This window comes from Mesorhizobium sp. M7A.F.Ca.CA.004.04.2.1 (genome assembly GCF_004022825.1).
Taxonomy (GTDB): Bacteria; Pseudomonadota; Alphaproteobacteria; order Rhizobiales; family Rhizobiaceae; genus Mesorhizobium.
Genome location: NZ_RZPH01001003.1, coordinates 1 through 2,151, shown reverse-complemented (window position 1 = coordinate 2,151; position 2,151 = coordinate 1). Strand labels below are relative to the sequence as shown.

The following is a 2,151-nucleotide window of genomic DNA, read 5'->3' as shown; positions in this document are numbered from 1 at the left end:
GGTCGAAGTGGAGCTGGTGTGACCCCCGCTCTTTCTCGCGCGCGGCGGTCAGCCGGGCGGTCGCTGCCGCGAACGCCAGCGCAGTCAGTATGAAGCCGGCGCAGAGGAACGGGTCGCAGGCGGTTTCAGCCTTGGCGCGGCTGCGTGACAGGCTGCGCAGGCTCTATCATGGGCGCACGCCGGCCGCTTTCCGGTTCCAACTGGTGGCCGTCGTCATCGACCTCGCCATCATCGCCTTCTTCATCGCGACGCCGGTTCTTCAGGACAAGCCGTCCTTCCTCTGGCTCGACTATTCGGCGGCCGCGCTTGTCGCCGCGGATCTGGTCGCCCGGCTGCTTGCCTCCAAAAACATGCTGCGGCTGATGAAGCAGCCGACGTCGTGGGTCGATGTCTTCATCCTTTTGACGCTGCTGATGCCGACGGCGTTCGCCAATCTCGCCTTCCTGCGCATCCTGCGGCTGTGGTCGCTGTCGCGCAGCGGTTCGCTCTGGCGGCATCTGGAGATGCGCGGCCTGAGGCCGTGGCGCGAGGCCAGCCACGCGGTCATCAACCTTTTGACCTTCCTGTTCGTCATCACCGGCTTCGTCTACACGTTCTTCTTCCGCACTGGCGCCGGTCTGGAAAACTATGTCGACGCGCTTTATTTCACCGTCGCCACGGTGACGACGACCGGCTTCGGCGACATCGTGCTGCCGGGCATAGCCGGCAAGCTGACCGCAATCGTCACCATGATCATCGGCATATCGCTGTTTGTCAGACTGGCTCAGGCGATCTTCCGGCCAGCCAAGGTTTTGTTTCCCTGTCCGCAGTGCGGCTTGCGGCGGCACGAGCCGGACGCCGTGCATTGCAAAGCCTGCGGTCATCTTCTCAACATACCCGACGAAGGGAACTGACGGCCGGCGTACTACGACGCCGCCACTTCGGCCGGCTTTATAGCCCTGCGCTGAAGATTGAGCAGATTGCCCATCAGGATCAGCAGCGCGCCGCCGGCGGTGAAGGCATCGATCTGCTCGCTATAGAGCAGCCAGCCAATCAGCGCCGATAGCGGCACGCGCAGAAAATCCATCGGCGAGACGATGGTCGCATCGGCATAGCCAAGCGCGCGGGCCATACAGAAATGCGACGACATGCCGGTGAAAGCGATCAGCACGATCCACGGCCATAGCTCCAGTGGCGGATTGCGCCACGTATAGAGCGCCGGGATGAGACCGACCATCGACTGGATAATCAGCATCCAGCAGATGATGCGCACGACGCTGTCAGTCCGGGTCAGCGATTTGATCGTGACCACCGAGATGCCGAAGCAGGCCGCGGCACCCAGCACGACGAGATGTCCAGGGTCGACCGAGCCGACACCGGGGCGCACGATGATCACCACGCCGATCAGCCCCAGCCCGATCGCTGCCAGCTTGGGCCGGTTCAGCCTTTCGCCCAGAAAAATCACCGCCAGGATAGCTGTCCAGATCGGCGTGGTGAATTCGATCGAGATCAGCACCGCCAGCGGGATCAAAGTGAGGGCGTAGAGCCAGGCCGCCTGGCCCGTGTAATGGATGACGTTGCGGGCGATATGGGCAATGGGGCGCTGCGTGCGCATGGCTCGAAAACCGCCACTCATCATCACCAGCGGCAGAAGGATGAAGAAGCCGATCACAGAGCGCAACTCAAGCACCTGGAAGACGTTGAGCTCCGCTGTCGTGGCTCGGCCGGCGACCGTCATCCCAAGGAAGGAAGCGATCGACAGTGCCATCCAGAACGCGGCCTTGGGGATCGAGGGGGTGGGTGCCATTCGCGCTATGTCGCAGGCGAGGGCTTCTGCCGCAATCGCTACACAAGGCATTCTTCTGGGCCAGTCGCGACTGGCTGGATGTTGTAAAACAGTCGTGTGGCGGGCGGAACCTGAAACCGCAAGTGGCGTTGAGTTCCGGTGGTCAGCCGTGCTCGCGGACCGTCCCGCCTTTTTCAAGATCGACAAGGAGAGCTTCAATGAGATCCTTCGCGCAATTCGCGCTTACCGGCGGCTTATTGGTTGCGGCAGGTGCGGCACATGCCGACGAGGCCCAATTTCTCCAGGCGTTCAAGGGCAATTTCGCCGGCAAGGGTATCGTCAAGGTCACCACCGATGCGCCGACCGTGAACGTGTCCTGCACGTTC

2 protein-coding genes are annotated in these 2,151 nt (G+C 62.4%); one reads left to right on the top strand and one right to left on the bottom strand.

Annotated features, from left to right (window positions below; all coding sequences use genetic code 11):
• The first annotated feature begins 89 nt into the window (after nucleotides 1-89).
• Nucleotides 90-893 carry a potassium channel family protein gene (locus EN893_RS30420; protein ID WP_127270750.1) on the top strand — a complete coding sequence of 268 codons (804 nt, stop codon included), beginning with the start codon at nucleotides 90-92 and terminating at the stop codon, nucleotides 891-893.
• A gap of 11 nt (nucleotides 894-904) precedes the next feature.
• On the opposite strand, the gene EN893_RS30415 is transcribed toward EN893_RS30420, so the two are convergent.
• Nucleotides 905-1,786: a DMT family transporter gene (locus tag EN893_RS30415; RefSeq protein ID WP_127269138.1), complete on the bottom strand. Its 882-nt coding sequence runs from the start codon at nucleotides 1,784-1,786 to the stop codon at nucleotides 905-907.
• Nucleotides 1,787-2,151 lie beyond the last annotated feature (365 nt).

What these genes read in the sequence shown, in the direction of transcription:
- EN893_RS30420 (WP_127270750.1), top strand. Translation starts at nt 90, where the DNA reads ATGAAGCCGGCGCAGAGGAACGGGTCGCAGGCGGTTTCAGCCTTGGCG.
- EN893_RS30415 (WP_127269138.1), bottom strand. Translation starts at nt 1,786, where the DNA reads ATGGCACCCACCCCCTCGATCCCCAAGGCCGCGTTCTGGATGGCACTG.